The following is a 26,154-nucleotide window of genomic DNA, read 5'->3' on the forward strand; positions in this document are numbered from 1 at the left end:
TTCTGCCATAAAAAAGCCCCAACAATCTGGGGCTAAATCATGATCAGGTATTTCTTATAACGACCACATTTCCGTTGGGTTGTTTGGTCACAGAAATATGTTCCAGACTGGTCAGCGAAAAATCAACCTCGTTCAGACGCGGCGTATCCGCTGGCGCGTTGACCGCGATGACATGACACCCAGCTGCCAGTCCTGAAAGCACCCCGGCGGGGGCATCTTCCACCACGGCACATTCCTGCGGCGCCAGGCCCAGAAGCTGAGCGCCTAACAGATACGCGTCTGGCTCTGGTTTCCCTCTTTTTACCCGCTCGGCGGTGACAAACACTTCAGGAGCAGGAAGCCCAGCAACACGATGGCGTGCCCGTGCGACCGGCATAGAACCTGAGGTCACAATCGCCCATGGAATACCCGCTTTATTGAGATGGTTGAGTAAATCAACAGCCCCAGGCAGCGCAGTGATTCCGGCGGTTTCCGTCGCTTCGATCTGCTCCAGACGGGTAAACTCCGCGGCGATCTCTGCCTCAGATTTGCCCACCATAAAGTGTCGCAGGGAGGTAATGGCCTGCTTGCCATGAATAAAGCCGAGCACCTCGGCGTGATCGAGGCCAAAACGATCGGCCCAGTTGCACCACGCACGTTCTACTGCGGGTAAGGAATCGACCAGCGTTCCATCCAGATCAAACAGAAAACCTTTGCACTGCACGCTCGCCCCCTCAGGCATTAATGATTTGGTTAATTTCATTCGCGCTCAGGTGATACTGGCGCGGGCAAGAGTGCCAGACGTTCAACATACGCTGATATTTTTCCCACATCGGGGTCTGGGCGTTGAAGCCATGCGTACCCGCATCAAAGTGGGTATAGCGACCTTCCACATTCACCATAAAGCGAACGTATCCGAGGAAACGGGCTTCCGTTGCGGCGTCAAAACCGAGGAAAGTCACGCGGCGCTCATCAATAGCCTGTGCATCCTTAAGATTAGTCCAGGACACATGTAATGCGTGATACATCTCCATAATATCGATAATCGTACGACAGGTTTCTTCCGTCAGTTCACCAAACTCACGATCCAGCTCACGCATCTGCAAGCCGTAACCGCGTTCAATAATCGTCTGCAAACGACGATAACGCTCGGCGTTAGTTGGGTCGAGCATAGTCATCATTTTGTACTGATTCGACAAAATCAGACGTTGAGCGTTGGTCATTTCCATTTGGGACTCCTGTATCACTACTACTGCGATGAAAAAAAAGAAGGCATCTTGTGCCTTCTTTTATATGCGTAATCAGGGGTCAATTACAAATCATCAAGGAAAGTTTTATCCAGTTGTTTGAAGGCGCGCTTAAGCGTGTCAGCCAGCGCCTGGTAATCCGGCTTTCCTTCTACCGGAGAGAGCGCCTGTCCGGCTTCTTGCAATTTACCCCGAACTTCGTAGAACCAGTTGAGTATTGAAGGCGGCAGCGGCGTCACGGAACGTTTACCCAGCCACCACATGCCCTGCATCGGCAGGCTGAGCGCAAACAGCGCGGTCGCCACGGCCGGTCCCAACTGTCCCCCTAGCGCAATTTGCCAGCATAAGGTGAAGACGGCGATAGGCGGCATAAAACGGATTGCGTAACGTGTCATACGGATCACGCGGTTCTCTACAAACACGGGCGCGAGGCGCTTTTCCATTGGCCACGTCTTCGCGTAATGCTGCCCCCTGCGAAACAAGCTAAAAAAATTGACGGAACGATTATCCGGTGTCGACATGGCGGTTACCTCAACTTCACATATAAAAATTAAAAAATTTGTGCAAAACAACAACTACAAGGGACATCGTTCAAAACATTTTGTCTTTGATACCCACATTCAGGTATCCTGTGCCGGCCTCTAAGGCCTTTAGTCCAAAATCATTGAGTCGTCAAATTGACACATAGTATGCCATTGGCTGAAAAATACGCAAAATGACATAGACTCAAAGGTATTTATTCCATCGTGCCCAAAAAGACCATGGCGCATGATGTTAATCATAAACGTCGGTGTCATCATGCGCTACGCTCTATGACTCCCTGACGTTTTTTTAGCCACGTATCATAAATAGGTACTTCCATGTCGAGTAAGTTAGTACTGGTTCTGAACTGCGGTAGCTCCTCACTGAAATTTGCCATCATCGATGCAGTAAACGGTGAAGAATACCTTTCTGGTTTAGCCGAATGTTTCCATCTCCCAGAAGCACGTATCAAATGGAAAATGGATGGCGGTAAACAAGAAGCGGCTTTAGGTGCAGGCGCCGCTCACAGTGAAGCGCTGAATTTTATCGTTAATACTATTCTGGCACAAAAACCAGAACTGTCTGCTCAGCTGACTGCGATTGGTCACCGTGTTGTTCACGGCGGCGAAAAATACACCGGCTCTGTAGTTATCGACGATTCCGTTATTCAGGGTATCAAAGATGCAGCCTCTTTTGCACCGCTGCACAACCCTGCACACCTGATCGGTATCGCTGAAGCGCTGAAATCCTTCCCGAATCTGAAAGACAAAAACGTGGCCGTATTCGACACCGCGTTCCATCAGACTATGCCGGAAGAATCTTACCTCTACGCCCTGCCGTACAGCCTGTACAAAGAACATGGCGTTCGTCGTTACGGCGCGCACGGTACCAGCCACTTCTTCGTTACTCAGGAAGCGGCTAAAGTGCTGAACAAACCGGTTGATGAGCTGAACATCATCACTTGCCACCTGGGCAACGGCGGTTCTGTATCTGCTATCCGTAACGGTAAATGTGTTGATACCTCCATGGGTCTGACCCCACTGGAAGGTCTGGTGATGGGTACGCGTTCCGGTGACATCGACCCGGCGATCATCTTCCACCTGCACGACACCCTGGGCATGAGCGTTGACCAGATCAACAAAATGCTGACCAAAGAGTCCGGCCTGCTGGGTCTGACCGAAGTCACCAGCGACTGCCGCTATGTTGAAGATAACTACGCGACTAAAGAAGACGCTAAACGTGCAATGGACGTTTACTGCCACCGTCTGGCGAAATACATCGGTTCTTACACTGCGCTGATGGATGGTCGTCTGGATGCCGTTGTCTTCACCGGTGGTATCGGTGAAAACGCCGCGATGGTTCGTGAACTGTCTCTGGGCAAACTGGGCGTTCTGGGCTTTGAAGTAGACCACGAACGTAACCTGGCCGCACGTTTCGGCAAATCTGGTTTCATCAACAAAGAAGGTACCCGTCCTGCGTTGGTTATCCCAACCAACGAAGAACTGGTTATCGCGCAAGACGCGAGCCGTCTGACCGCCTGATTTCACACCGCCAGCCTAGCTGGCGGTGCTGTTTTGTAACCCGCCTGAAACGGGCGGTAACGAAAGAGGATAAACCGTGTCCCGTATTATTATGCTGATCCCTACCGGAACCAGCGTCGGTCTGACCAGCGTCAGCCTTGGCGTGATCCGCGCAATGGAACGCAAAGGCGTTCGTCTGAGCGTCTTCAAGCCGATCGCTCAACCGCGTGCCGGTGGCGATGCGCCAGACCAGACTACCAGCATCGTCCGTGCTAACTCTTCTCTGCCAGCCGCTGAGCCGCTGAAGATGAGCCACGTTGAATCTCTGCTGTCCAGCAATCAGAAAGATGTGCTGATGGAAGAGATCATCGCGAACTACCACGCGAACACTAAAGACGCTGAAGTTGTCCTGGTTGAAGGCCTGGTCCCAACCCGTAAACATCAGTTCGCGCAGTCTCTGAACTACGAAATCGCGAAAACGCTGAATGCAGAAATCGTCTTCGTTATGTCTCAGGGCACCGATACCCCGGAACAACTGAACGAGCGTATTGAACTGACTCGCAGCAGCTTCGGTGGCGCGAAAAACACCAACATCACCGGCGTAATCGTTAACAAACTGAACGCACCGGTTGATGAGCAGGGCCGTACTCGCCCGGATCTGTCCGAGATTTTCGACGACTCTTCCAAAGCGAAAGTGATCAAAGTTGATCCGGCTAAACTGCAAGAATCCAGCCCGCTGCCGGTTCTGGGCGCGGTGCCATGGAGCTTCGATCTGATCGCTACCCGTGCAATCGATATGGCGCGTCACCTGAACGCCACCATCGTAAACGAAGGCGATATCAATACCCGTCGCGTGAAGTCTGTGACTTTCTGCGCACGCAGCATTCCGCACATGCTGGAACACTTCCGCGCAGGTTCCCTGCTGGTGACCTCCGCTGACCGTCCGGACGTGCTGGTTGCAGCATGTCTGGCAGCGATGAACGGCGTAGAAATTGGCGCCCTGCTGCTGACCGGCGGCTACGAAATGGACGCGCGCATTACCAAACTGTGCGAACGTGCATTCGAAACCGGCCTGCCGGTATTCATGGTAAACACCAACACCTGGCAGACCTCTCTGAGCCTGCAGAGCTTCAACCTGGAAGTTCCGGTTGACGATCACGAGCGTATCGAAAAAGTTCAGGAATACGTTGCTAACTTCATCAACGCTGACTGGATTGAATCTCTGACCGCAACGTCTGAGCGCAGCCGTCGTCTGTCTCCACCAGCGTTCCGTTATCAGTTGACCGAGCTGGCACGTAAAGCGGGCAAACGCGTTGTTCTGCCGGAAGGCGACGAACCGCGTACCGTTAAAGCGGCAGCCATCTGTGCTGAACGTGGTATCGCAACCTGCGTACTGCTGGGTAACCCGGATGAGATCACCCGCGTTGCGGCCTCTCAGGGCGTTGAACTTGGCGCTGGCGTAGAAATCGTTGATCCAGATGTGGTTCGCGAAAGCTACGTTGCTCGTCTGGTCGAACTGCGTAAGAACAAAGGCATGACCGAAACCGTTGCCCGCGAACAGCTAGAAGACAACGTCGTTCTCGGTACCCTGATGCTGGAACAGGACGACGTTGACGGTCTGGTTTCCGGTGCCGTTCACACTACTGCGAACACCATTCGTCCACCGCTGCAGCTGATCAAAACTGCACCGGGTAGTTCCCTGGTGTCTTCTGTGTTCTTCATGCTGCTGCCGGATCAGGTTTACGTTTACGGCGACTGCGCGATCAACCCGGATCCAACCGCAGAACAGCTGGCAGAAATCGCTATTCAGTCCGCTGAATCCGCGATTGCCTTCGGTATCGAACCGCGCGTTGCGATGCTCTCCTACTCCACCGGTACCTCTGGTGCAGGTAGCGACGTAGAGAAAGTTCGTGAAGCGACTCGTCTGGCGCAGGAAAAACGTCCTGACCTGATGATCGACGGCCCGCTGCAGTACGACGCCGCCGTTATGGCTGACGTTGCGAAATCCAAAGCGCCGAACTCTCCGGTTGCAGGTCGCGCTACCGTGTTCATCTTCCCGGATCTGAACACCGGTAACACCACCTACAAAGCGGTACAGCGTTCTGCCGACCTGATCTCCATCGGGCCGATGCTGCAGGGTATGCGCAAGCCGGTGAACGACCTGTCTCGTGGCGCGCTGGTAGACGATATCGTCTATACCATCGCACTGACCGCGATCCAGTCTTCCCAGCAGCAGCAATAATCTGCCGAGTGTGCCGGATCTCTTATCCGGCAACACATCTACTTATCAAACCGGAAATAGCTGATATTTCCGGTTTTTTTATGTCTGTTTCCCCTTTGGCATAATCTGAAATATTTGCCTGAATGCGCTGCATCAATGAATAACTATTCTTCTGTTCGCATACTTACCCTCTTTGCGTTGCAACAGGGATAGTCTTTCATGTCAGCAGTAACAGAATCACAGCCAGCCAAAAAATGGGCGATGCCCGACACGCTGGTGATTATTTTTTTCGTCGCCATTTTAACCAGTCTGGCGACATGGGTTGTTCCCGTCGGGATGTTCGACAGCCAGGAAGTGCAATATCAGGTTGATGGACAAACCAAAACCCGTAAGGTGGTTGACCCTCATTCCTTTCGTATTCTGACCAATGAAGCTGGTGAAGAGCAGTATCACCCAGTTAAGTTCTTTACCACCGGAGATGAGCGCCCAGGCCTGATGAATTTTCCGTTCGAAGGCTTAACCTCCGGCTCGAAATTCGGCACTGCGGTCGGCATCATTATGTTTATGCTGGTCATTGGCGGCGCATTTGGCATCGTTATGCGTACCGGCACCATTGATAACGGCATCCTGGCGCTCATCCGCCATACGCGGGGCAACGAGGTCCTCTTTATCCCAGTGCTGTTTATTCTCTTCTCCTTAGGCGGCGCGGTGTTTGGCATGGGGGAAGAGGCGGTTGCCTTTGCCATTATCATCGCGCCGCTGATGGTCCGGCTAGGTTACGACAGTATCACCACCGTTCTGGTGACCTATATCGCGACTCAGATTGGTTTCGCCAGCTCATGGATGAACCCATTTTGCGTGGTGGTCGCGCAGGGTATTGCGGGCGTTCCGGTGCTCTCCGGCTCAGGTTTGCGTATCGTGGTGTGGGTCGTTGCCACAATGATTGGCCTGACCTTCACGCTGGCCTATGCGGCGCGCATCAAAAAGAATCCGCAGCTGTCGCGCGTGCATGAATCAGACCGTTTCTTCCGCGAACAGCAGGATGAAGTCATTGAGCGCCGCTTCACGCTCGGCGACTGGCTGGTGCTGATGGTGCTGACGGGCGTGATCGTGTGGGTCATCTGGGGCGTTATCGTCCACGCATGGTTCATTCCTGAGATCGCCAGCCAGTTCTTCACCATGGGACTGTTGATTGGCATTATCGGCGTCGTGTTTCGGCTCAACGGCATGACGGTCAACATCATGGCCTCCTCATTTACTGAGGGAGCACGAATGATGATTGCCCCAGCCCTGCTGGTTGGTTTTGCCAAGGGCATTTTACTGCTGGTCGGTAATGGAGAGGCGGGTGAAGCCAGCGTGTTAAACACTCTGCTGCACAGTATTGCCAATGGCATCAGCGGACTGGATAACGCCATCGCGGCGTGGTTTATGCTGTTGTTCCAGGCGGTGTTTAATTTCTTCGTCACCTCCGGCTCTGGTCAGGCAGCGTTGACCATGCCGCTGTTAGCGCCGCTGGGCGATCTGGTTGGCGTCAACCGTCAGGTTACCGTGCTGGCCTTCCAGTTTGGCGACGGATTCAGCCATATTATCTATCCGACGTCGGCATCTCTGATGGCTACGTTAGGTGTTTGTCGGGTGGATTTTCGTAACTGGCTGAAGGTAGGTGCTACGCTGTTGGGGCTGCTGTTTATTATGTCCAGCGTGGTGGTGATTGGTGCGCAGATAATGGGTTACCATTAAAAAGCGCACGTCCGGCCTACTCGATTTCTCGACGCAGTAGGCCGGATGAACAGAGGTTACTCAGCTTCTTCCTGCTTTTCGGCTTTCGCCCCTTCATTCTTGGCGTTGCGGGTCATCCACAGCGCCAGGGCTTTCAGGGAGTCCGGTGTAAATTCGTCGCAGCGCGCGGTAATTTCTTCCGGCGTCAGCCAGCAAACTTCGCTAATTTCTTCTTCCTGCAGCGCGAACGGTCCGTGGGAAACACAGCTAAACAGCCCGCCCCATACGCGACAGTTCTGGTCTTCAAAGTAAAACTGACCATGCTCGGCAAACGGCACGCCCGCAATCCCCAGTTCCTCTTCTGCTTCACGGCGCGCTGATTCCAGCATCTGCTCGTCAGCCTGAACAACACCGCCTGCGGTGGCATCCAGCATACCGGGCAAAAAATCTTTTGTCTCAGTGCGACGTTGAACCAGAATTTTGCCCATACCATCATGCACAACGATATACGTTGCACGATGGCGTAAGCGTTGCGCCCGCATTTGTTCCCGGCTGGACTGTGCAATGACCTCGTTGTCTTCATTCACAATATCCACCCATTCAGTACTTGCCAAACGACGCTGTTCCACCATCAGGAAACCTTCTTTTTTCTGGCGCTCTTACGGCGCGTTTATGTTTGTGGGGTAAATTACGGATTAATCTCGACCTGTGCAATAACACTTTGATCATTGAGTGCCATTACGCTGAGAACATTATCATCCAGAATCCCGTAACTTGCCGCAAAGCCCCCTTTAGGGATGCTTACCGAGCCGGGATTGAAATGATAGATATCCTCGCGCCGCTCAGCAACCGGCAGATGAGTATGCCCATAAACCAGAACATCGCCCGCATTGAGCGCCGGCATATTTTGCGGGCCAAAAAGATGTCCGTGCGTCAAAAAGAGTCGCTGGTTTTCTGTCAGAATTTGCTGCCACGGCGCAGTCATCGGAAAATGCAGGAGCATCTGATCTACTTCGCTGTCGCAATTACCACGCACCGCAATAATTCGCGATGCCTGTTCATTCAGCCGTTCTGCAACCTGCGCAGGTGCATAGCCTTCTGGAAGCGCATTACGCGGCCCGTGGTTTAAAACATCACCCAATATCACCAGCCATTGCGCACCGTTTGCGTTAAACAGTTCGAGCACGCGTTCCGTGGCTGGCAACGAACCATGAATGTCCGATGCGAACATCAGTTTCATCACTCACTCCTCGTTGAAAAGTACCTTGTAATGATACTGGATTACGGCCCGTTTTTCAGCAGGAACGCTTCGCTGAAAGCGCGATAAAACGCTGTACTGAAGCGCGCTGCCACTGGAAGGTAGCGTATTCCGCAAGCGCTTCCGGAACCTCATCGCCATTCAGGACCAGACGATTAAGCATTAGCGCTAAATCACAGTCAGCGATACACCATTCGCCAAATAAATTCTGCTTACCGTGGCTCAGTAAACTGCCGGCAGTAGCGAACAATTTTTCCGCACTGGCTTTTCCCGCTTCGCTTAACGGTCCTTTCTTCACGCCAGCAAAAACGACATCCGTTGAGCGTTCTTCACGGATAGGCATTAAATCGCTGCGGATCCACGCCTGAACCTGGCGCGCCCGCGCGCGTTTTTGCACATCGTGCGGATAGATACGCTCCCACTGTGGCGGCGCGAAGCTCTCTTCCAGGAATTCCGTAATCGCTGATGATTCGCTCAGTTCAAAACCATCGATCTCAAGAACCGGCACGCGGCGCGTCAAGGCGTAACCTTGCCATGAAGGTTGCAAATGTTCGCCACTGTTGAGATCAACAGTTTTCAGCGTAAAAGGCAGCCCTTTCTCTTGCAGAGCGACATAAACAGACAGCACGTAAGGGGAGAAAAAATTGGCATCTGACCACAGCGTAATTGCAGGTTTGCTCATAATGTCCTCTGAAGTGTATTAGCTTGCCTTCAAAATATAGAGTCTTTCTCTCGCTGTCACTTGATGAAAACTCAAGCACGCCAACAGGCTCTATACTTGTTATGACCCGGTTCATGACAAAACGGATGCTGAAAATGATCGATCTCTATTACACGCCATCGCCAAACGGTCACAAAATCACGTTGTTTCTTGAAGAGGCGCAGCTGCAATACCGTCTGATTCATGTCGATATCAGCAAAGGTAGCCAGTTTCACCCCGATTTTCTGCGGATCTCGCCGAACAATAAAATCCCGGCCATTATCGATCATGCCCCGGTGGACGGCGGAAGGCCCATCAGCTTGTTTGAGTCCGGAGAAATTTTACTCTATCTGGCGGAAAAGAGCGGTAAGCTGCTCAGCGGTGAATTACGCGAACGCCACACCACGCTGCAGTGGCTGTTCTGGCAGGTCAGCGGTCTGGGTCCTATGCTGGGGCAGAATCATCATTTCAGTCATTACGCTCCGCAAACGATCCCTTACGCCATTGAAAGATACCAGGTTGAAACCCAGCGCCTGTACAACGTGATGAATAAACGTCTGGAATCGTCACCCTGGCTGGGAGGCGATCACTACAGCATTGCCGACATTGCCAGCTGGCCGTGGATCCACGCCCATCAGCGTCAGCGCATCGACCTCGACAACTATCCGGCGGTCAATAACTGGCACGAACGCATCCGTACGCGTCCCGCGACTGAACGCGCCATGCAGCACGCACAAAGCGAGAAGCGATGACGCAATTCGGTTCTCGTGTATCATGCAAAGGTTCATACATGGAGGAAACCTGCAATGTCACAACCTGACGCTATTATTCGTATAAAAAACCTTCGTCTGCGCACTTTTATCGGCATCAAAGAAGAGGAGATCCTTAACCGCCAGGATATCGTCATCAACATTGCCATTCACTATCCGGCAGACAAAGCCCGTACCAGCGAAGATATCAACGACGCGCTGAATTATCGCACAATCACCAAAAGCATCATTGCCCACGTGGAGGGTAACCGCTTCTCATTATTAGAAAAATTAACTCAAGATGTGCTCGATATCGCACGCGAACATCACTGGGTCACTTATGCTGAAGTGGAGATAGATAAACTTCACGCATTGCGTTACGCCGACTCAGTTTCTATGACGCTGAGCTGGCAGCGCTAAAACGTAACCCGGGAGGCGACATGCAGATTCTGATTACCGGCGGTACTGGCCTGATTGGACGTCATCTGATCCCCTGCCTGCTGGAACTGGGGCATCAGATAATTGTAGTGACACGTACCCCTGATAAGGCTCGTCAGATTCTCGACTCTCGGGTCACGTTATGGAAAGGACTGGAAGAGCGGCAGCATCTCAATGACATTGATGCCGTGATTAACCTTGCCGGAGAACCTATTGCAGATAAGCGCTGGAGCGCACAACAAAAGGAACGCCTGTGCCAGAGCCGTTGGGGCATTACGCAGAAACTGGTCGATTTAATCCATGCCAGCGAGACGCCGCCCTCAGTGTTAATCTCCGGTTCCGCTACCGGTTACTACGGCGATTTGGGCGAAGTTGTGGTTACGGAAGAAGAGCCACCGCATAACGAATTTACCCATAAGCTATGTGCCCGCTGGGAGCAAATTGCCAGCACCGCGCAAAGCGACAAAACCCGCGTGTGTATGCTGCGTACCGGCGTGGTACTAGCCTCTGCTGGCGGTATTCTGGCGAAAATGGTCCCGCCATTTCGTCTTGGCTTAGGCGGCCCAATCGGTAACGGACGACAGTATATGGCCTGGATCCATGTTGATGATATGGTCAACGGAATTATCTGGCTGCTGAATAATGATCTACGCGGTCCCTTCAATATGGTTTCGCCATACCCGGTGCACAATGAGCAGTTTGCCCACGCGCTGGGACACGCTCTAAACCGCCCTGCCATTCTGCGCATTCCCGCCACCGCTATGCGGCTGCTGATGGGGGAATCTTCAGTACTGGTCCTCGGCGGGCAGCGAGCATTACCCAAACGCCTGGAAGCATCCGGTTTTGCATTTCGCTGGTACGATTTAGAAGAAGCGCTGGCGGATGTGATCCGATAATCCCGTAGCTCTATTCACGGTCGCTGTTGTGGTGGTAAGGTTATAGGCTAGATTTCCGCAATGGCGACGTTATGGCGATAATTTCGACTCCCCGACTTACCCTCTCCTTATTTAAATTTTCTGACTGGTCATTTTTCCAGAGATTACGTGAATGCCCGGAAGTCATGCGCTATATGGGTGATATTGCCCCAGCGAAAGACACACGTCTGTTATTCGCCAGACGTCTGGCTGCACAGCATACTTTTGTCATCCGCGAGCATAACAAATCAACACCTCTCGGTGATATTGGTCTGCAAATCAGCCATTTATACCCACACGAGGCCGACCTCGGCTACGCCATTTTGCCAGAAGCTCAGGGGAAAGGGATTGCCAGCGAAGCCGTGACGGCAGTGTGCCAGTACGCTTTCGAGCGCACGGACGTCACTGCGATAAACGCTTACGCACTCGCGGAGAATAAGGGTTCTGTTCGTATTCTGGAAAAAACGGGGTTTGTGCGTACGCAGGTACTGGAAAAGGCGTATGAGATTGATGGCATCGCCTACGACGACTGGGTGTTTCGGCTGGAGCGCGACGCGCTAAAATTGTAAGCCCGGAAAACGTAACGCCTCCGGGCAGGTGATTTACTTCAACGAACCTTTGAGGAACTGCTGCAAACGTGGACTTTGCGGATTACCGAATACCTGCTCCGGGTCGCCCTCTTCCTCAATTTTCCCCTGATGCAGGAAAATCACGTGCGTGGAAACATGACGGGCAAACCCCATTTCGTGAGTCACCACCACCATGGTTTTCCCCTCTTCGGCCAGCTGTTGCATAATGCGCAGCACTTCACCCACCAGCTCAGGATCTAGTGCCGACGTGGGTTCATCAAACAGCAACACTTCCGGCTCCATCGCCAGCGCACGGGCAATGGAAACACGCTGCTGCTGACCACCGGACAGATGCACCGGATATTTGCCCTGCGCGCGCTCATCAATGCCCACTTTAGCCAGATACTTCACCGCACGGTCGCGGGCTTCCTGTTTGCTCAGCCCCAACACCTGGATCGGCGCTTCCATGACGTTTTCCAGCACCGTCATGTGGCTCCACAGATTAAAGTGCTGAAAGACCATCGTCAGACGCGTGCGCAGCAGGCGCAACTGATTTTTGTCCGCAACCTTGAGCTGACCGTCTTTGTCGCGCACCAGACCAATGTTCTGACCACTGACTATAATCGACCCGGCGCTTGGTTTCTCAAGAAAGTTAATGCAGCGCAGGAAGGTACTTTTACCGGAACCTGACGAGCCAATAATACTGATAACATCACCCGCGTTGGCCTGCAGCGACACCCCTTTCAGCACTTCATGTTCGCCGTAGTGCTTATGTAAATCGATAACGTTTAATTTATTTTCAGACATCGTGTTACTCGAATCATTTAGAGGATACATGCTGCAACCAGCGTTTTTCCGCTTTACGGAACAGGCTAATCAGGACATACGAAATAATCAAATACAGTACAGCGGCAATACCGAAGGCGGTAAACGGCTGATACGTTGCCGAGTTGATATCGCGGGCGATTTTCAACAGGTCAGGTACCGTTGCGGTAAACGCCAGCGCCGTGGAGTGCAGCATTAAAATGACTTCATTGCTGTAAGCCGGCAACGCAATACGCAGCGCGGAAGGTAAAATAATGCATCGATACAGTTTGAATGACGAGAAACCGTATGCGCGAGCAGCCTCAATCTCACCGTGAGGCACGGAACGGATAGCCCCGGCGAAAATCTCAGTGGTATAGGCGCAGGTATTCAGCGTCAGCGCCAGCACGGTGCAATTCAGCCCGCTGCGGAAAAACGCGTTGAGGAAGTCCGTGCCTTTGACTATCTCCAGCGTATACATCCCGGAATAAAACACCAGTAGCTGAACGTACAGCGGCGTGCCACGAAAAATATAGGTGAACAGCCAGATAGGGAACTGAATAAATTTATTACTGGAAACGCGGCCAATAGCCAAAAAGAGCGCAAGTATTCCGCCCATCACTACTGAAGAAATCAAAAGCCACAGGGTGATAGCGACGCCAGTGTAGCGATATCCGTCGGTCCACAGCAGGGACTTCCAGTATTCCTGAATAATCTCGATCACAGGTCAGCCCTCTTCACACCCACGGAATAGCGGCGCTCAAGGTACAGCAGCACACCATTAGAAACAGTGGTAAATACCAGATAGATGACCCCGCACACCACGGCAAAATAGAACGGCTCCCAGGTACTCTTCCCGGCAAGCTGGGTCGCTTTCACCACGTCTTCCAGGCCGAGCAGCGACACCAGTGCCGTGGCCTTAAGAATAACCTGCCAGTTATTACCGATTCCCGGTAAGGCATAACGCATCATCGCCGGGAACATAATGCGACGAAATATTTGTGAGCTGGTAAAGCCAAACGCCGTCGCGGCTTCAATATGGCCTTTTGGTACAGCCATAAACGCACCGCGAAAAGTTTCGGTAAAGTAGGCGCCGTAGATAAATCCAAGGGTGATAATGCCCGCAACCATCGGATCGATATCAATCTGGCCGATACCGATGGCATCGGTAATGGTATTCAGCGCGATTTGTAATCCGTAGAAGATGAGCAGCATTAAGACCAGATCGGGCACGCCGCGGATTAGGGTTGTGTACCCTTCGAAAATAAGCCCCATTGCCCGGCTTTGCGACAGCTTTGCTGCTGCGCCGACAAGACCTATCAGAACCGCCAGTACCACCGAGCTGAGTGCCAGCTCCAGCGTAACAATTGCGCCCTGTAAAATAACACCTGAAAAGCCATACAACATGCTGCCTGTCCTGTCGTGTGTGGTGGAGTAGTAAGCCTCTTTTGATATTTTGTCTCGTCACTTTATGCCTGATGGCGCTTCGCTTATCAGGCCTACAAGCTTTCGTCGTAGGCCTGATAAGGCGCAGCCGCCATCAGGCAATAAGTCGATCAAAAATCTACGGGCTTTATCAGCACCTGCGGTAATTAACCGCCGTAAACATCAAAATCGAAGTACTTTTTCGCCAGCTTCTCGTAAGTCCCATCAGCTCGCATTTCGGCAAAGGCTTTGTTCAGCGCTTCGCGCAGCTCGTTATCGTCTTTGCGCAGCCCCATCCCGGTACCCACGCCGAACAACTTCTCGTCTTTCACAGACGGACCGCCAAATTTGTAATCTTTACCGACTGGCTGTTTCAGGAAGCCTTCGCTGGCCGCGACTTCATCCTGGAACGCGGCGTCAATACGCCCGGCAGTCAGGTCAGAATAGATATTGTCCTGCCCCTGATAAGAGACAATCTCAATACCTTTTGGCGCCCAGTGTTCGTTGCCGAACGTTTCCTGGGTGGTGCCCTGCAGCACACCAACACGTTTACCTTTCAGCGACTCAATGGTCGGCTGAATAGCTGAATCTTTAGCGACAACCAGACGCGAGTCGGCTGCATAAAGCTTGTCAGTAAAAGCGATTTCCTGCTGACGTTTTTCAGTAATGGAAAGCGAGGACATGATGGCATCGATTTTCTTCGCTTTTAGCGAAGGGATCAGCGCGTCCAGCGGGTTTTCCACGAAAGTACATTGCGTATTAATACGTTTGCACAGCTCTTTAGCCAGATCGATATCAAAACCGACTAATTCACCCTGGGCATTTTTCGATTCGAACGGCGCATAAGTAGGATCAGTACCGATACGAATTTTTTGCGGAATGGCTGCAAATGCTGCGGTAGCACTGGAGAAAGCCAGAACCAGAGAAAGAGACAACACCAGTTTTTTCATAACTATCCTCAACAGACTGTCTTTTATAGGGGATCTTTACAGGACCAGGTGCAGTTATCGTGCCATTAATCAGGCCGACAAGGCAAAGTATTCTACCCTGCCGGCGGTATTTATTTGCATGAAAAGCGCTTAAGTATGCACTCATGCTTATTAAGTCAGTGATAAAAGCACCAAAACAGTGCACTGAATGTATTATGCACCGTAATGGTTACCCGCAATGGTGCAGTCAATTCCCCACGCCGCTGTATTAATCGCCGTAGACATTAAAATTAAAATATTTGCTCGCCATTTTGTCGTAGGTGCCGTCTTTGCGCAGTTCACCCAGCGCTTTATCAAAAGCGGCTTTCAGCTCGGTGTCATCTTTGCGCAAACCAATCCCGGTTCCGTCGCCAAAGTATTTTTTATCTTTCACCGAAGGACCTGCAAAGTCGTAGTCCTTACCGGCAGGTTGCTTCAGGAAGCCTTCGCTGGCCGCGACTTCATCCTGCAGCGCTGCGTCGAGACGACCCGCCGTCAGGTCAGAATAGATAAGATCCTGGTTCGCATAGGCCACCACATCCACGCCTTTGCTACGCCAGTTGTCATTGGCATAGGCTTCCTGAGTAGAGCCTTGCAGCACGCCAACGTGTTTACCCTTGAGGGAGTCCAGAGTCGGTTTAATTGGGGAACCTTTCGCGGCGATCAGCCGTGAGTCTGCTGCGTAAAGTTTGTCTGAGAATGCAATCTCTTGCTGACGCTTCTCGGTGATAGAAAGCGAGGAGATAATGGCATCAATTTTTTTCGCTTTCAGCGACGGGATCAGCGCATCAAAGTCGCTGGCAACCCAGGTACATTTGATCTGCATGCGCTTACACATCTCATTTCCCAGATCGATATCAAAGCCGACAAAGTCGCCTTTGGCATCTTTAGAGGAAAAAGGTGCGTACGTTGTATCTGTACCAATACGAACCGTCTGCGGAAGTGCTGCGTAGCTGGCCGCGGTGGCGGAGAGTCCTACCAGCAAAGACAAAGCAAGAACCGTCTTCTTCATACATAACCCTCAAGTGGCGTAATTTTATTATGTTTTACGTTGTGTTGTGTGTTTGCAGACTTTTTCATGCAGGTCTTATGCCATTTTCGCGTCGATGAGGATATTCGACGTTAAATATGTTAATAAAACGTTGCAATAATGTCCTGATTTTGAAGATAGCAGGTCTGACGGTCGAACCGCAGCGTTTCGTTGAGTTTTAACGAATTAAATGTTGAGGATATGATCGCGGTTACAAAATTGCCCTGAAACAGGGCAACGGATGTTTCTTTGCACGCTGATGGAACGGCTTACGCCCCTTGCCAGCGGGTGAACAGGTCCTGCGGAAGGGTAATATCAAACTGGTCAAGCACGCGATTAACCGTTTGATTAATCACATCATCGAGCGTTTGTGGACGATGATAGAACGCCGGGACTGGTGGCATAATCACTGCGCCAATTTCTGCCGCCTGGGTCATGAGGCGCAGATGCCCCAGATGCAGCGGCGTTTCGCGTACACACAGCACCAGCGGACGACGTTCTTTCAACACCACATCTGCCGCACGGGTAAGCAACCCATCAGTGTAGCTGTGGACAATGCCGGAAAGGGTTTTGATTGAACACGGCAGGATAACCATGCCGGCGGTCTGAAAAGAGCCGGAGGAGATACTGGCGGCGATATCGCGCGTATCATGATTCACATTTGCCAGCGCCTGCACGTCGCGCACAGAGAGGTCCGTTTCCAGTGCCAGCGTCTGCCGGGCAGCGGCACTCATCACCAGATGGGTTTCCACATCGGTAACGTCACGCAAAACCTGCAGCAGGCGCACGCCGTAAATTGCCCCGCTTGCGCCAGAAATACCAATGATGAGTCGTTTCATGTGTAATAGCCCTTACTTGCTCAGGGCCGACTTTGCAGGAAATTACGGTGAGTTGCAAGCAAGGGTGCAGGTTGCGCCCTTGCTTGCGAGCAAACATTAACCTTCGTTGTGCATTTCAAGGTTTTCCGCTTCGTTCTGACGCAATACCGCTTTGGCATCATCATTACGCAGGGAGTCGAGGAAATCGAGATATTGCTGGTCGACGTCTTTGGTGACGTACACACCGTTAAACACTGAACATTCAAACTGCTGAATATCCGGATTCTCAGCACGGACAGCTTCAATCAGATCGTTCAGGTCCTGGAAGATCAGACCATCTGCGCCGATTATCTGGCGAATCTCGTCCACTTCACGACCATGCGCAATCAGCTCCGTCGCCGTAGGCATATCGATGCCATAAACGTTCGGGAAGCGAATTTCCGGGGCGGCAGAGGCCAGATACACCTTCTTCGCTCCGGCTTCACGCGCCATCTCGATAATCTGTTCTGAAGTGGTGCCGCGCACGATGGAGTCATCCACCAGCAGCACGTTTTTATCACGGAATTCCGCACGGTTAGCGTTCAGCTTACGGCGCACTGATTTACGGCGCAGCTGCTGGCCCGGCATGATAAAGGTGCGTCCCACATAGCGGTTTTTCACAAACCCCTGACGGTACGGCTTACCGAGAATACGGGCAATTTCCAGCGCGATATCGCAGGAGGTTTCCGGGATTGGGATGACTACGTCGATGTCCAGATCTTCCCACTCACGGGCAATTTTTTCGCCAAGCTTAGTCCCCATATTCACACGGGCGCTGTAGACAGAAATCTTGTCGATAAAGGAGTCAGGACGAGCGAAGTAAACGTATTCAAACAGACACGGATTGCTCACCGGGTTATCAGCACACTGACGGGTAAACAGCTGGCCTTTTTCGGTGATATACACCGCTTCGCCAGGGGCTACGTCGCGCAGGAATTCAAAGCCCAACGTGTCCAGCGCTACGCTCTCAGACGCCACCATGTACTCGGTACGGCCATCGCCAATATCGCGTTTGCCCATTACCAGCGGACGGATACCGTTAGGGTCGCGGAAGGCAACCATACCGTGACCGATAATCATCGCCACGCAGGCATAGGCGCCGCGAATCTGGCGGTTGGTTGCCGCAATGGCAGCAAAAATATTGTCGGCCTCCAGCGGGTAATGGCGGAAGTTATCCAGCTCGCTGGCGAAAATATTCAGCAGAATTTCAGAATCTGAAGTGGTATTGATGTGGCGGCGCTTTTCTTCAAACAGCTTTTTACGCAACTCATGCGCATTGGTCAGGTTGCCATTATGGGCAAGCGTGATGCCATACGGTGAGTTGACGTAAAAAGGTTGAGCTTCGGAGGCGCTGGAGCTGCCAGCCGTTGGGTAACGCACATGACCGATGCCCATATTGCCCTGCAAACGCTGCATATGGCGCGCTTCAAAAATATCGCTCACCATTCCGTTTGCTTTACGCAAGCGGAAGCAGTTGTTGGCATCAATGGTGATGATGCCCGCAGCATCCTGACCACGATGCTGGAGCACCGTTAACGCGTCATAAATCGACTGGTTTACCGGCATAACACCGGCGATACCGACAATACCGCACATACGTCTTTTCCTCGTTCAGCAACGACCCAAAGTTTATACTTTGGGCAAGAAACTTGACGAGCTTTGCAGATAGTCAAAGAACCATCTGATGATGAAACTGAACTGCGGAATCAGCTGCGACTTACCCCAGTCTTCACTTTTCGACAGACCGGTAAAGGTATCGAGAAAGAACAGTATGGCGGCAACGATCAACGCTCCACGCAAAGCACCGAAGCAGATCCCCAACACCCTGTCGGTACCCGACAGTCCTGTTTTCTCTACCAGTTGGCCTATCACAAAGTTAACGATAGCGCCGACGATAAGTGTCGCGATGAACAGTATCGCGATAGCAATCCCATTTCGAACCAGTTCGTCTTCAAAGCCCGTAAACCAGACAGACAGGTAAGTGTAGTAATGGCTGGCGACAAAGAAAGCACAACCCCAAGTCACCAACGATAATGCTTCACGAACAAAGCCACGGATCAGGCTAACCAGACAGGAAAAACCAATCACCGCGATAATGGCGTAATCAATCCAGACCATATGTGTCCCACGATTTTACGCCCTGTCGTCCTGTTCGGGGCGCATTCTAACAGAAAAAGAAAACGTTTGCGTAGGGATTTCCTTTCCACGCGTAAATAAAAATGGCGCTGAAAAAATCTTCAACGCCATACCGTTTTATGCCTCTTCGGGCACTGCCGGATAGCGGTGAAAACACCGTATCCGGCCTGAATCAGAGCTGCGCCGTAAACAGCGCAATCCCTTAATTAGGGGTGTACCCCATCACGACGCCACTCAGACCAGAGATCTTCTGCAGCTCGCCCAGCGAGTTCTTTAGCTTATCTTTGGAGGCGTCCGGCCCCACGAGAATGCGGGTTATTTTACCCTGCACCGGCGTCGACGGGGAAGTATATACCCGGAAGCCCGCGCCACGAAGTTTACCCACGATCTCATTGACCTTATCCGCATTTTTCAGTGCACCGAGCTGTACAACGTACGCTTTGCCGGTTGGGGCTGGCGCTTCTTCAGCGGCCGGTTTCGGCGCAGGAGTCGGTGTCGGCGTCGGAGCGACGGCAACAGGCTGCGGTTTCGGTTTAGGTTTCGGTGGTTCCACAGGCGCAGGGACAGGATCTAATTCCGCGCTGTTTGTCGTCGTCAAACGTGATGGATCCAACGATGGCGCGGCAGCATCACCCGCACGCACCTCTTCTGCCGCCCCTTCCGGCGGCTGAGTCGGCAGCGCCTGCGTTGCTGCAGGCATCATGTCTGGTTCATCGCGATCACCGGGTTTAGGCACCAGTGGGATCGCTGCAAATTCATCCTGATAATGCTTTTTCTGCCCGTCAAGCAGCCCGGGAAGCACAATTACCCCGAGCGCGACTAGCACAATTGTGCCGACTAATCGATTCTGAAACTTACTCGCCACCGCTTCTCCCCACGTCTATTACTTCCATGACATGTGCGACAGTGTGAAAGGATCCACACACCAACACGGTATCTTCTGGCTTCGCCTCAGCAAGTGCTGCAGACCATGCCTGCGCCACGCTGTCATAAGCGTTGCCTTTGCCCAAGTGCTCCAGCAGTTGTTCTGCCGTTGCGCCACGCGGCCCTTCCAGGGGCGCACAGTACCAGACGTCAACCACGCTTTTTAACCAGGCTAACGTACCGGCAATATCTTTATCATGTAGCATACCGATAACCGCAAGTACACGCCCGCTTTTCACTAACTTTTTCAGACGTCCGGTCAGATACTCTGCCGCATGCGGGTTATGGGCAACATCGAAAATCACTCGCGGCGACTCGCTCACAATCTGGAAGCGCCCCGGTAAAATCGCGCGTTCGATGCCGTCACGAATCGCCTGCTCGCTAACGTTCAGCCCGCTTGCGCGCAGCGCGGCCAGCGCGGTAGCAGCATTAGGTTGTGGCACCTGCGGCAACGGCAAATGCGCCAACGTTCCATGAGCATCCGTAAACGACCAGTCGTTCTCAGCAACCGCATAGCGCCAGTCTACGCCGCAGCGTTGCAAAATCGCCCCGCACTCTTGCGCGACATCCGCGATGGTGTAAGGCATTTCAGGCTCGCCGACGATAGCCGGTTTCTCTGCACGGAAAATGCCCGCCTTCTCACGACCAATACTTTCGCGATCCGGGCCCAGCCAGTCAGTATGGTCAAGCGCAATACTGGTGACTACAGCGACATCGGCATCGACGATATTGGTGGCGTCAAGGCGGCCGCCTAATCCCACTTCCAGAATAACGACATCCAGTTGGGCCTGTTTAAACAGCCAGAGTGCCGATAACGTACCGTATTCAAAGTAAGTCAGGGAAATATCACCACGAGCGTCTTCAATCTCAGCAAACGAGGCGGTATGGGCTGATTCCGGCAGTTCCCCCCCCTGCACGCGTACGCGTTCCGTGTAGCGCACCAGATGAGGCGAACTATATACCCCAACTTTATATCCTGCCGCAGTCAGCACAGATTCCAGCGTACGACAGGTCGTGCCTTTTCCGTTGGTTCCTGCCACCGTAAACACAAATGGCGCGGGTTTCAATACACCCAGTTTGCGCGCTACCTGGCTTACGCGCTCAAGGCCAAGATCGATGGTTTTACTGTGCAGGTTTTCCAGATAAGAAAGCCACGACGCCAGGGGCGACGCGGCTTGAGGAATACGTTTATTGTCCATGATGCCTGTAATTTTATTACGTAGATTAAAGCAAAAGGCAGCGCCAGTTGGCCCTGCCCTTTTTTACTCGTCGTCTTTCAAGCTGCAGGTGTGTTGGCTGCTCTCGCTCACCCGAATCACTTGCCCGTGCAAGCTCATCAGGGTTCACTCTCTTGCCGTCTTCCTGCAACTCGAAATCCATAGAGTAAGTTATCAGGCTTCTGATTCCTGATCGGGTACCGGAGATACCACCTCGCCTTCACGCGGCTCATCCGGATTCGGCGCAGGAAGATTCATCAGCTTCGCCAGGATGCTTGCCAGTTTCAGGCGCATTTCCGGACGGCGGACGATCATATCGATAGCGCCTTTTTCAATCAGGAACTCGCTGCGCTGGAATCCCGGCGGCAGTTTCTCACGTACGGTTTGCTCGATAACACGCGGACCCGCGAAGCCGATCAGTGCTTTCGGTTCTGCAATGTTGAGATCGCCCAGCATCGCGAAGCTTGCGGAAACACCACCCATTGTTGGGTCGGTCAGTACAGAAATATACGGTAAACCGCGTTCCTGCATTTTCGCCAGCGCAGCAGAGGTTTTTGCCATCTGCATCAGAGACATCAGCGCTTCCTGCATACGCGCCCCGCCAGAAGCGGAGAAGCAGATCAGCGGACAGTTGTCTTCCAGCGCCTGCTCAACGGCACGGACAAAACGCGCACCGACCACAGAGCCCATGGAGCCGCCCATAAACGCGAACTCGAATGCCGCAGCGACGACCGGCATACCATGCAGCGTGCCTTTCATCACCACCAGCGCATCTTTCTCGCCGGTTTCTTTCTGCGCAGAAGCCAGTCTGTCTTTGTATTTTTTGGAGTCACGAAACTTCAGCACGTCTTTCGGCTCAAGCTCGCTACCCAGTTCCACAAGAGAACCTTCATCTAACAGGCTATGCAGGCGATTGCGCGCCGACATGCGCATATGATGGTCACACTTCGGACAGACCTCAAGATTACGTTCCAGCTCAGCACGGTATAAAACCTGACCGCAGCTATCACACTTGGTCCACACCCCTTCAGGAATGCTTGCCTTGCGGGTGGGAGTAATGTTGCTTTTAATTCGTTCAATCCAGCTCATTGGTGACCTTTCTGCCTGAACCCTAGTCAGCTTTGTTATAAGGGGCGCATAATGCCATTTTTGCCCCTAACAGACCATGAATGTTGCACATTAAAACATAACAGCCCGAAACTTTGGATAAAAAAGTGGTCGAACCGCTGAGTTACTTTCTATTTTGCAGCCCGTGACGCAGCACGTTTATGGCGAATTACTTCAATCACCCCCGGCAATACGGAAAGGACGATAATCGCCACAATCAGTAATTTCAGGTTTTCCTGGACAATCGGCAGATCGCCGAACAGGTAGCCTGCGTAGGTGAACAACAATACCCACAGCAATGCACCTAGGACGTTATACATCGCAAAGTGACGGTAGGACATATGTCCCATACCGGCAACAAACGGCGCAAATGTGCGCACGATAGGCACGAAACGCGCCAGGATAATCGTCTTACCGCCATGACGCTCGTAGAACGCATGGGTTTTATCCAGGTAGCTGCGGCGGAAAATTTTGGAGTTCGGGTTACTGAAAAGTTTTTCCCCAAACAATCGGCCAATCGTGTAGTTCACTGCATCGCCCACAATCGCCGCCACAATCATCAGTGCTACCATCAGATGAACATTGAGATCATTGGTCGGCAGCGCAGAAAGCGCACCAGCAACAAACAGCAGCGAGTCCCCTGGCAGGAATGGTGTCACCACCAGCCCGGTTTCACAGAACAGGATCAGAAACAGAATGGCGTATACCCAGATACCGTATTCCGCAACCAGCTCCGCCAGGTGCACATCAATGTGCAGGATAAAATCAATAAGAAAGTAAATCAGGTCCATAGTTATGCCTTTATACGACTCAAATTAGTCCGCCAGAAATAGCGGGCCCATAGGCGGTTTTGGCAGGTCGAACCGGTCCGGGTAATCTACTGCAACCAGATACAGTCCTTCCGCTTTCGCCGTTGCCGCTGCCAGCGTTCTGTCCTTTGCCGCTAACAGTTCTGCTATCCAGCTCTCCGGCTGGTTGTTGGCGCCAACTTCCATCAGGCTGCCGACAATATTCCTGACCATATGATGTACAAAGGCATTCGCTTTAATATCCACCACCACATATGCACCGAAACGTTCGACGTTAATGTGCATCACGTTACGCCACGGTGTGCGCGACTGGCACTGTACCGCACGGAACGAGGTAAAATCATTTTCGCCAATCAGACACTGGGCTGCACGATGCATACGCTCAGCGTCCAGCGGTTCATAATAATGGGTTACCCCTTTACCCAAAACCGCAGGGCGCAACCGATGATTGTAGATGATGTAGCGATAACGGCGAGCCGTAGCGCTAAATCTGGCATGAAAATCATTAGGTACAGCTTTCACCCAGCGCACGGCGATGTCACTAGGTAAATTCGCATTTACCCCCAGTGTCCAGGCCGCATCTTTACGCTGAGCAGTGGTTTCAAAATGCACAACCTGCCCAGTGCCATGAACGCCCGCATCCGTGCGACCTGCACAAAAAACATTAATGCGTTCGTTCGCCACCTGAGAAAGCGCTTTTTCCAGTTTTTCCTGAACGCTACGCACTTCGTTCTGGCGCTGCCAGCCATAATATTTGCTGCCGTCATACTCAATGCCCAGCGCAATTTTATGGGTTGACGGCTGTTGCTGGTCAGACATTAGTACAGGTACTCCTGCACCAGTTTTTCCGCAATTTTCACCGCCATTAACGCGCCGCCAAAGCGTACGTTGTCTGCCACAGACCAGAACTGAACTTGCTCCGGCATACCGTAATCGTTATGCACGCAGCCAATAGAAAGGTGCGGAGTACCTGACGCGTCGCCAACCTGAGTCGGGAAGTCGGTCTCTTCCGACAACACCACATCTTCGCCGCGTGAAAACGCATCACGTGCTTCTTCCGCCGCCAACGGGCGCAGGGCTTCAAAATTCACCATCTGCGCATGGCCATAAAACACCGGGGACTGCACGATGCTGGCTGAGATAAGCAGACCGTCATCCTGCATAATTTTGCGCACTTCATCAACAATACGACGCTCTTCACGCACGCTGCCTTCGCGATCGGGCAGCAGCGGCAGCATATTGAACGCCAGCTGACGACCAAAGAAATCATCTTCGTCAATCGGGATGCCGTTAAGCAATTTCGCGCTTTGTCCGGCCAGTGCGTCTACGGCTTTTTTGCCGTGAGCGGAAGCCGAAATAATATTGGTCACCGTAATCCGTGACAGCCCGCCGTCATCAATCAATGGTTTCAGCGCAGACAGCAACTGGCTTGTCAGGCTGTTTGGTACCGCAATCACATTGCGGTTACGGTAATCCGCCAGCACGAACGGGTTAACGTCCGGAACCACCAGCGGAACGTCTGGCTCAAGCGCGAACAGACCGCTACTGTCAATCACCAGGCAACCCGCATTTGTTGCTTCTTCTACCCATGCGGCGGTGGCTTCAGTGCCCGCAACAAAAAATGCCAACTGTGCCTGCGTCCAGTCAAAGTCTGCAACGTCCTGCACTATGACCGATTTACCGTTAAAACGCAGATGCTCACCGGCGCTTTCATTACGCGCCAGCGCATAAATTTCACCGACCGGGAACTGGCGTTCAGCCAGCGTATCGAGCAGGGCTTCGCCTACGGCGCCCGTTGCGCCCAGAATGGCAATATTCCAGCCTTCAGACATGGTGATTTACTCCAAGAAATACGTAAGCGTCCCTGTCGCATTATTCGACAGGGAGCATTAAGAAGACATTAATGTGCCGGATGATGAACAGCGTTAAAACCCAGCTTACACAATAAGGCAGCAGCCGTTGCGTCGTCACACATCACATATAAAGACGACCATTCACGACGCTCAAGGTAATTTTTACGCAGTTTATCAAACTCACCCGGAATTCCAGCGACTTTACGCAGCGGCGCATCATCGCGGCGCACATCATACACTAAATGCGCCAGCCTTTTCAGCGTTGGCTGATCTAACGGGCCATGCAGGGTGATACGACCAAATTCCGGCGCAGGTAACAGGGTACTGAGCGCAACGTGCTGCTCGTGACCAATAAACTTACTATAGGCCTCAAAGACCTGCGTGGTGCCACGCGCTTTTCCTTCGAGGGTATACCCGGCAATGTGCGCCGTGCCGATATCGGCTTTCTCCAGCAACGCCACATTGAGATCCGGCTCTCCTTCCCAGACATCCAGCACAACGCTCAGCGACTGACCGGCATTCAACCGGTTCAGCAATGCTGTATTGTCGATGACCGGCCCACGGCAGGCGTTGATCAGAATAGTGCCCGGCTTCAGTCGGCTAATCAGCGCATCATCCGCCATGTGCAGCGTTTTGTAGGGTCCGTCTTTAAACAGTGGCGTATGGAAAGTCAGCACATCGGCTTGCTCTACCAGTTCATCCAGCGAGCGGAAATCGCCCTCGTCACCGCGATCGGCTCGCGGTGGATCGCACAGCAGCGTGCGGATCCCCAGCGCGTCCAGACGCGCCTGCAAACGCCCACCCACGTTGCCCACACCCACAATGCCTACGGTGCGATCGCGTAACGCAAACCCATCACGCTCCGCCAGCATCAGCAACGCTGAAAAAACATATTCTACGACCGCTATCGCGTTACAACCGGGCGCGGCGGAAAAACCGATCCCAGCCTGCGCAAGCCAGGCGTCATCCACATGGTCTGTGCCAGCGGTTGCCGTACCGACAAATTTAACCGGTTTGCCTCCAAGCAGTGATTCATTTACTTTCGTCACCGAGCGCACCATTAAAGCATCCGCATCATCCAGTTCAGCAACGGGAATCGGACGACCGGGAACCGCTTTGACCTCCCCCAAACGACTGAACAGTTCGCGGGCATAGGGCATATTTTCATCAACGAGGATTTTCACGTCT

Annotated in this window: 28 protein-coding genes; 7 read left to right on the top strand and 21 right to left on the bottom strand. The window is 52.6% G+C overall.

Annotated elements, in window-relative coordinates; genetic code table 11:
• Nucleotides 1–43: 43 nt before the first annotated feature.
• The 3 genes from WN16_RS19980 to yfbV all read right to left on the bottom strand — a co-directional run bounded on the left by WN16_RS19980 (nt 44) and on the right by yfbV (nt 1,747).
• Nucleotides 44–721 (bottom strand): sugar phosphatase, encoded by a 678-nt coding sequence (locus WN16_RS19980; protein WP_085951580.1) that lies wholly within the window; start codon nt 719–721, stop codon nt 44–46.
• Nucleotides 714–1,208, bottom strand: a complete 495-nt coding sequence (locus WN16_RS19985; protein WP_003028086.1) for a YfbU family protein — start codon at nt 1,206–1,208, stop codon at nt 714–716. The genes WN16_RS19980 and WN16_RS19985 overlap by 8 nt, the downstream gene beginning before the upstream one ends.
• An 83-nt stretch (nt 1,209–1,291) precedes the next feature.
• Nucleotides 1,292–1,747: a terminus macrodomain insulation protein YfbV gene (yfbV, locus tag WN16_RS19990; RefSeq protein WP_003028087.1), complete on the bottom strand. Its 456-nt coding sequence runs from the start codon at nt 1,745–1,747 to the stop codon at nt 1,292–1,294.
• 339 nt (nt 1,748–2,086) lie between these two features.
• Between yfbV and ackA the strand changes: the two genes are divergently transcribed.
• The 3 genes from ackA (at nt 2,087) to yfcC (ending at nt 7,229) form a co-directional block, all read left to right on the top strand.
• The gene (gene ackA / locus WN16_RS19995) at nt 2,087–3,289 is read left to right on the top strand and encodes an acetate kinase (RefSeq protein WP_003839347.1); all 1,203 of its coding nucleotides are present in this window, start codon (nt 2,087–2,089) and stop codon (nt 3,287–3,289) included.
• A 76-nt stretch (nt 3,290–3,365) separates the two neighbouring features.
• Entirely contained in the window at nt 3,366–5,510 is a 2,145-nt protein-coding gene (gene pta / locus WN16_RS20000; RefSeq protein ID WP_003028094.1) for a phosphate acetyltransferase, read from the top strand.
• Nucleotides 5,511–5,708: 198 nt separating this feature from the next.
• Nucleotides 5,709–7,229, top strand: a complete 1,521-nt coding sequence (gene yfcC / locus WN16_RS20005; protein ID WP_032936558.1) for a putative basic amino acid antiporter YfcC — start codon at nt 5,709–5,711, stop codon at nt 7,227–7,229.
• A gap of 56 nt (nt 7,230–7,285) precedes the next feature.
• On the opposite strand, the gene yfcD is transcribed toward yfcC, so the two are convergent.
• Genes yfcD through yfcF form a run of 3 tightly spaced genes read right to left on the bottom strand, consistent with a single transcriptional unit; the run spans nt 7,286 to nt 9,148 of the window.
• Nucleotides 7,286–7,840 carry an NUDIX hydrolase YfcD gene (gene yfcD, locus WN16_RS20010; protein WP_003839343.1) on the bottom strand — a complete coding sequence of 185 codons (555 nt, stop codon included), beginning with the start codon at nt 7,838–7,840 and terminating at the stop codon, nt 7,286–7,288.
• Between the two features lie 56 nt (nt 7,841–7,896).
• Nucleotides 7,897–8,448: a phosphodiesterase gene (gene yfcE / locus WN16_RS20015; RefSeq protein WP_032949699.1), complete on the bottom strand. Its 552-nt coding sequence runs from the start codon at nt 8,446–8,448 to the stop codon at nt 7,897–7,899.
• A gap of 55 nt (nt 8,449–8,503) precedes the next feature.
• On the bottom strand, nt 8,504–9,148 hold the full coding sequence (gene yfcF / locus WN16_RS20020) for a glutathione transferase (RefSeq protein WP_003839339.1): 645 nt from the start codon (nt 9,146–9,148) through the stop codon (nt 8,504–8,506).
• Nucleotides 9,149–9,282: 134 nt separating this feature from the next.
• Between yfcF and yfcG the strand changes: the two genes are divergently transcribed.
• From yfcG to WN16_RS20040, 4 genes are all read left to right on the top strand, one after another.
• Complete coding sequence (gene yfcG, locus WN16_RS20025; RefSeq protein WP_044701227.1) at nt 9,283–9,918, top strand: GSH-dependent disulfide bond oxidoreductase; 636 nt, start codon at nt 9,283–9,285, stop codon at nt 9,916–9,918.
• A 54-nt stretch (nt 9,919–9,972) separates the two neighbouring features.
• On the top strand, nt 9,973–10,335 hold the full coding sequence (folX, locus tag WN16_RS20030; RefSeq protein WP_003028107.1) for a dihydroneopterin triphosphate 2'-epimerase: 363 nt from the start codon (nt 9,973–9,975) through the stop codon (nt 10,333–10,335).
• Nucleotides 10,336–10,355: 20 nt separating this feature from the next.
• Nucleotides 10,356–11,249, top strand: coding sequence for a TIGR01777 family oxidoreductase (locus WN16_RS20035; RefSeq protein ID WP_044701200.1), 894 nt, complete (start codon nt 10,356–10,358; stop codon nt 11,247–11,249).
• A gap of 71 nt (nt 11,250–11,320) precedes the next feature.
• Nucleotides 11,321–11,836 (top strand): GNAT family N-acetyltransferase, encoded by a 516-nt coding sequence (locus tag WN16_RS20040; protein ID WP_016150708.1) that lies wholly within the window; start codon nt 11,321–11,323, stop codon nt 11,834–11,836.
• Nucleotides 11,837–11,869: 33 nt separating this feature from the next.
• Here the strand turns inward: WN16_RS20040 and hisP are convergent, their stop codons facing one another.
• The 15 genes from hisP to pdxB form a co-directional block, all read right to left on the bottom strand.
• Nucleotides 11,870–12,643: a histidine ABC transporter ATP-binding protein HisP gene (hisP, locus tag WN16_RS20045; RefSeq protein WP_003839331.1), complete on the bottom strand. Its 774-nt coding sequence runs from the start codon at nt 12,641–12,643 to the stop codon at nt 11,870–11,872.
• A 13-nt stretch (nt 12,644–12,656) separates the two neighbouring features.
• Complete coding sequence (gene hisM, locus WN16_RS20050) at nt 12,657–13,364, bottom strand: histidine ABC transporter permease HisM (RefSeq protein ID WP_003028116.1); 708 nt, start codon at nt 13,362–13,364, stop codon at nt 12,657–12,659.
• The gene (locus WN16_RS20055; RefSeq protein ID WP_003028118.1) at nt 13,361–14,047 is read right to left on the bottom strand and encodes a histidine ABC transporter permease HisQ; all 687 of its coding nucleotides are present in this window, start codon (nt 14,045–14,047) and stop codon (nt 13,361–13,363) included. The genes hisM and WN16_RS20055 overlap by 4 nt, the downstream gene beginning before the upstream one ends.
• A gap of 185 nt (nt 14,048–14,232) precedes the next feature.
• Nucleotides 14,233–15,015: a histidine ABC transporter substrate-binding protein HisJ gene (gene hisJ, locus WN16_RS20060; RefSeq protein ID WP_003028120.1), complete on the bottom strand. Its 783-nt coding sequence runs from the start codon at nt 15,013–15,015 to the stop codon at nt 14,233–14,235.
• A 247-nt stretch (nt 15,016–15,262) separates the two neighbouring features.
• A complete protein-coding gene (gene argT, locus WN16_RS20065) occupies nt 15,263–16,045 on the bottom strand; it encodes a lysine/arginine/ornithine ABC transporter substrate-binding protein ArgT (RefSeq protein ID WP_003028123.1) in 783 nt (260 codons plus the stop codon).
• A 287-nt stretch (nt 16,046–16,332) separates the two neighbouring features.
• Nucleotides 16,333–16,902, bottom strand: coding sequence for a UbiX family flavin prenyltransferase (locus tag WN16_RS20070; protein WP_003028125.1), 570 nt, complete (start codon nt 16,900–16,902; stop codon nt 16,333–16,335).
• A 96-nt stretch (nt 16,903–16,998) separates the two neighbouring features.
• Nucleotides 16,999–18,516 (bottom strand): amidophosphoribosyltransferase, encoded by a 1,518-nt coding sequence (gene purF, locus WN16_RS20075; RefSeq protein WP_003028127.1) that lies wholly within the window; start codon nt 18,514–18,516, stop codon nt 16,999–17,001.
• 33 nt (nt 18,517–18,549) lie between these two features.
• A complete protein-coding gene (gene cvpA / locus WN16_RS20080) occupies nt 18,550–19,038 on the bottom strand; it encodes a colicin V production protein (RefSeq protein ID WP_003028129.1) in 489 nt (162 codons plus the stop codon).
• A gap of 220 nt (nt 19,039–19,258) precedes the next feature.
• A complete protein-coding gene (gene dedD, locus WN16_RS20085) occupies nt 19,259–19,921 on the bottom strand; it encodes a cell division protein DedD (RefSeq protein ID WP_003845071.1) in 663 nt (220 codons plus the stop codon).
• Nucleotides 19,911–21,179, bottom strand: a complete 1,269-nt coding sequence (gene folC / locus WN16_RS20090; RefSeq protein WP_044701203.1) for a bifunctional tetrahydrofolate synthase/dihydrofolate synthase — start codon at nt 21,177–21,179, stop codon at nt 19,911–19,913. Before folC ends, dedD begins: the two co-directional genes overlap by 11 nt.
• A 192-nt stretch (nt 21,180–21,371) precedes the next feature.
• The gene (accD, locus tag WN16_RS20095) at nt 21,372–22,286 is read right to left on the bottom strand and encodes an acetyl-CoA carboxylase, carboxyltransferase subunit beta (RefSeq protein ID WP_003839317.1); all 915 of its coding nucleotides are present in this window, start codon (nt 22,284–22,286) and stop codon (nt 21,372–21,374) included.
• Nucleotides 22,287–22,435: 149 nt separating this feature from the next.
• Nucleotides 22,436–23,095 (bottom strand): DedA family protein, encoded by a 660-nt coding sequence (locus WN16_RS20100; RefSeq protein WP_044701204.1) that lies wholly within the window; start codon nt 23,093–23,095, stop codon nt 22,436–22,438.
• Nucleotides 23,096–23,119: 24 nt separating this feature from the next.
• The gene (gene truA, locus WN16_RS20105) at nt 23,120–23,932 is read right to left on the bottom strand and encodes a tRNA pseudouridine(38-40) synthase TruA (protein WP_044701207.1); all 813 of its coding nucleotides are present in this window, start codon (nt 23,930–23,932) and stop codon (nt 23,120–23,122) included.
• The gene (locus WN16_RS20110) at nt 23,932–24,945 is read right to left on the bottom strand and encodes an aspartate-semialdehyde dehydrogenase (protein WP_003028144.1); all 1,014 of its coding nucleotides are present in this window, start codon (nt 24,943–24,945) and stop codon (nt 23,932–23,934) included. The genes truA and WN16_RS20110 overlap by 1 nt, the downstream gene beginning before the upstream one ends.
• Before the next feature lie 68 nt (nt 24,946–25,013).
• On the bottom strand, nt 25,014–26,150 hold the full coding sequence (gene pdxB / locus WN16_RS20115; protein WP_003028146.1) for a 4-phosphoerythronate dehydrogenase PdxB: 1,137 nt from the start codon (nt 26,148–26,150) through the stop codon (nt 25,014–25,016).
• Nucleotides 26,151–26,154 lie beyond the last annotated feature (4 nt).

Source organism: Citrobacter sp. ABFQG (assembly GCF_004322975.1).
Classification (GTDB): Bacteria; Pseudomonadota; Gammaproteobacteria; order Enterobacterales; family Enterobacteriaceae; genus Citrobacter; species Citrobacter freundii.

Coding starts and splice junctions, on each gene's coding strand:
- WN16_RS20070 (WP_003028125.1), bottom strand. CDS start 16,902: ATGAAACGACTCATCATTGGTATTTCTGGCGCAAGCGGGGCAATTTAC.
- yfcF (WP_003839339.1), bottom strand. CDS start 9,148: ATGAGCAAACCTGCAATTACGCTGTGGTCAGATGCCAATTTTTTCTCC.
- folC (WP_044701203.1), bottom strand. CDS start 21,179: ATGGACAATAAACGTATTCCTCAAGCCGCGTCGCCCCTGGCGTCGTGG.
- hisJ (WP_003028120.1), bottom strand. CDS start 15,015: ATGAAAAAACTGGTGTTGTCTCTTTCTCTGGTTCTGGCTTTCTCCAGT.
- cvpA (WP_003028129.1), bottom strand. CDS start 19,038: ATGGTCTGGATTGATTACGCCATTATCGCGGTGATTGGTTTTTCCTGT.
- folX (WP_003028107.1), top strand. CDS start 9,973: ATGTCACAACCTGACGCTATTATTCGTATAAAAAACCTTCGTCTGCGC.
- argT (WP_003028123.1), bottom strand. CDS start 16,045: ATGAAGAAGACGGTTCTTGCTTTGTCTTTGCTGGTAGGACTCTCCGCC.
- yfcG (WP_044701227.1), top strand. CDS start 9,283: ATGATCGATCTCTATTACACGCCATCGCCAAACGGTCACAAAATCACG.
- WN16_RS19985 (WP_003028086.1), bottom strand. CDS start 1,208: ATGGAAATGACCAACGCTCAACGTCTGATTTTGTCGAATCAGTACAAA.
- WN16_RS20040 (WP_016150708.1), top strand. CDS start 11,321: ATGGCGATAATTTCGACTCCCCGACTTACCCTCTCCTTATTTAAATTT.
- WN16_RS20035 (WP_044701200.1), top strand. CDS start 10,356: ATGCAGATTCTGATTACCGGCGGTACTGGCCTGATTGGACGTCATCTG.
- WN16_RS20100 (WP_044701204.1), bottom strand. CDS start 23,095: ATGGACCTGATTTACTTTCTTATTGATTTTATCCTGCACATTGATGTG.
- yfcC (WP_032936558.1), top strand. CDS start 5,709: ATGTCAGCAGTAACAGAATCACAGCCAGCCAAAAAATGGGCGATGCCC.
- purF (WP_003028127.1), bottom strand. CDS start 18,516: ATGTGCGGTATTGTCGGTATCGCCGGTGTTATGCCGGTAAACCAGTCG.
- WN16_RS19980 (WP_085951580.1), bottom strand. CDS start 721: ATGCCTGAGGGGGCGAGCGTGCAGTGCAAAGGTTTTCTGTTTGATCTG.
- yfbV (WP_003028087.1), bottom strand. CDS start 1,747: ATGTCGACACCGGATAATCGTTCCGTCAATTTTTTTAGCTTGTTTCGC.
- yfcD (WP_003839343.1), bottom strand. CDS start 7,840: ATGGTGGAACAGCGTCGTTTGGCAAGTACTGAATGGGTGGATATTGTG.
- hisP (WP_003839331.1), bottom strand. CDS start 12,643: ATGTCTGAAAATAAATTAAACGTTATCGATTTACATAAGCACTACGGC.
- accD (WP_003839317.1), bottom strand. CDS start 22,286: ATGAGCTGGATTGAACGAATTAAAAGCAACATTACTCCCACCCGCAAG.
- truA (WP_044701207.1), bottom strand. CDS start 23,932: ATGTCTGACCAGCAACAGCCGTCAACCCATAAAATTGCGCTGGGCATT.
- ackA (WP_003839347.1), top strand. CDS start 2,087: ATGTCGAGTAAGTTAGTACTGGTTCTGAACTGCGGTAGCTCCTCACTG.
- yfcE (WP_032949699.1), bottom strand. CDS start 8,448: ATGAAACTGATGTTCGCATCGGACATTCATGGTTCGTTGCCAGCCACG.
- WN16_RS20055 (WP_003028118.1), bottom strand. CDS start 14,047: ATGTTGTATGGCTTTTCAGGTGTTATTTTACAGGGCGCAATTGTTACG.
- WN16_RS20110 (WP_003028144.1), bottom strand. CDS start 24,945: ATGTCTGAAGGCTGGAATATTGCCATTCTGGGCGCAACGGGCGCCGTA.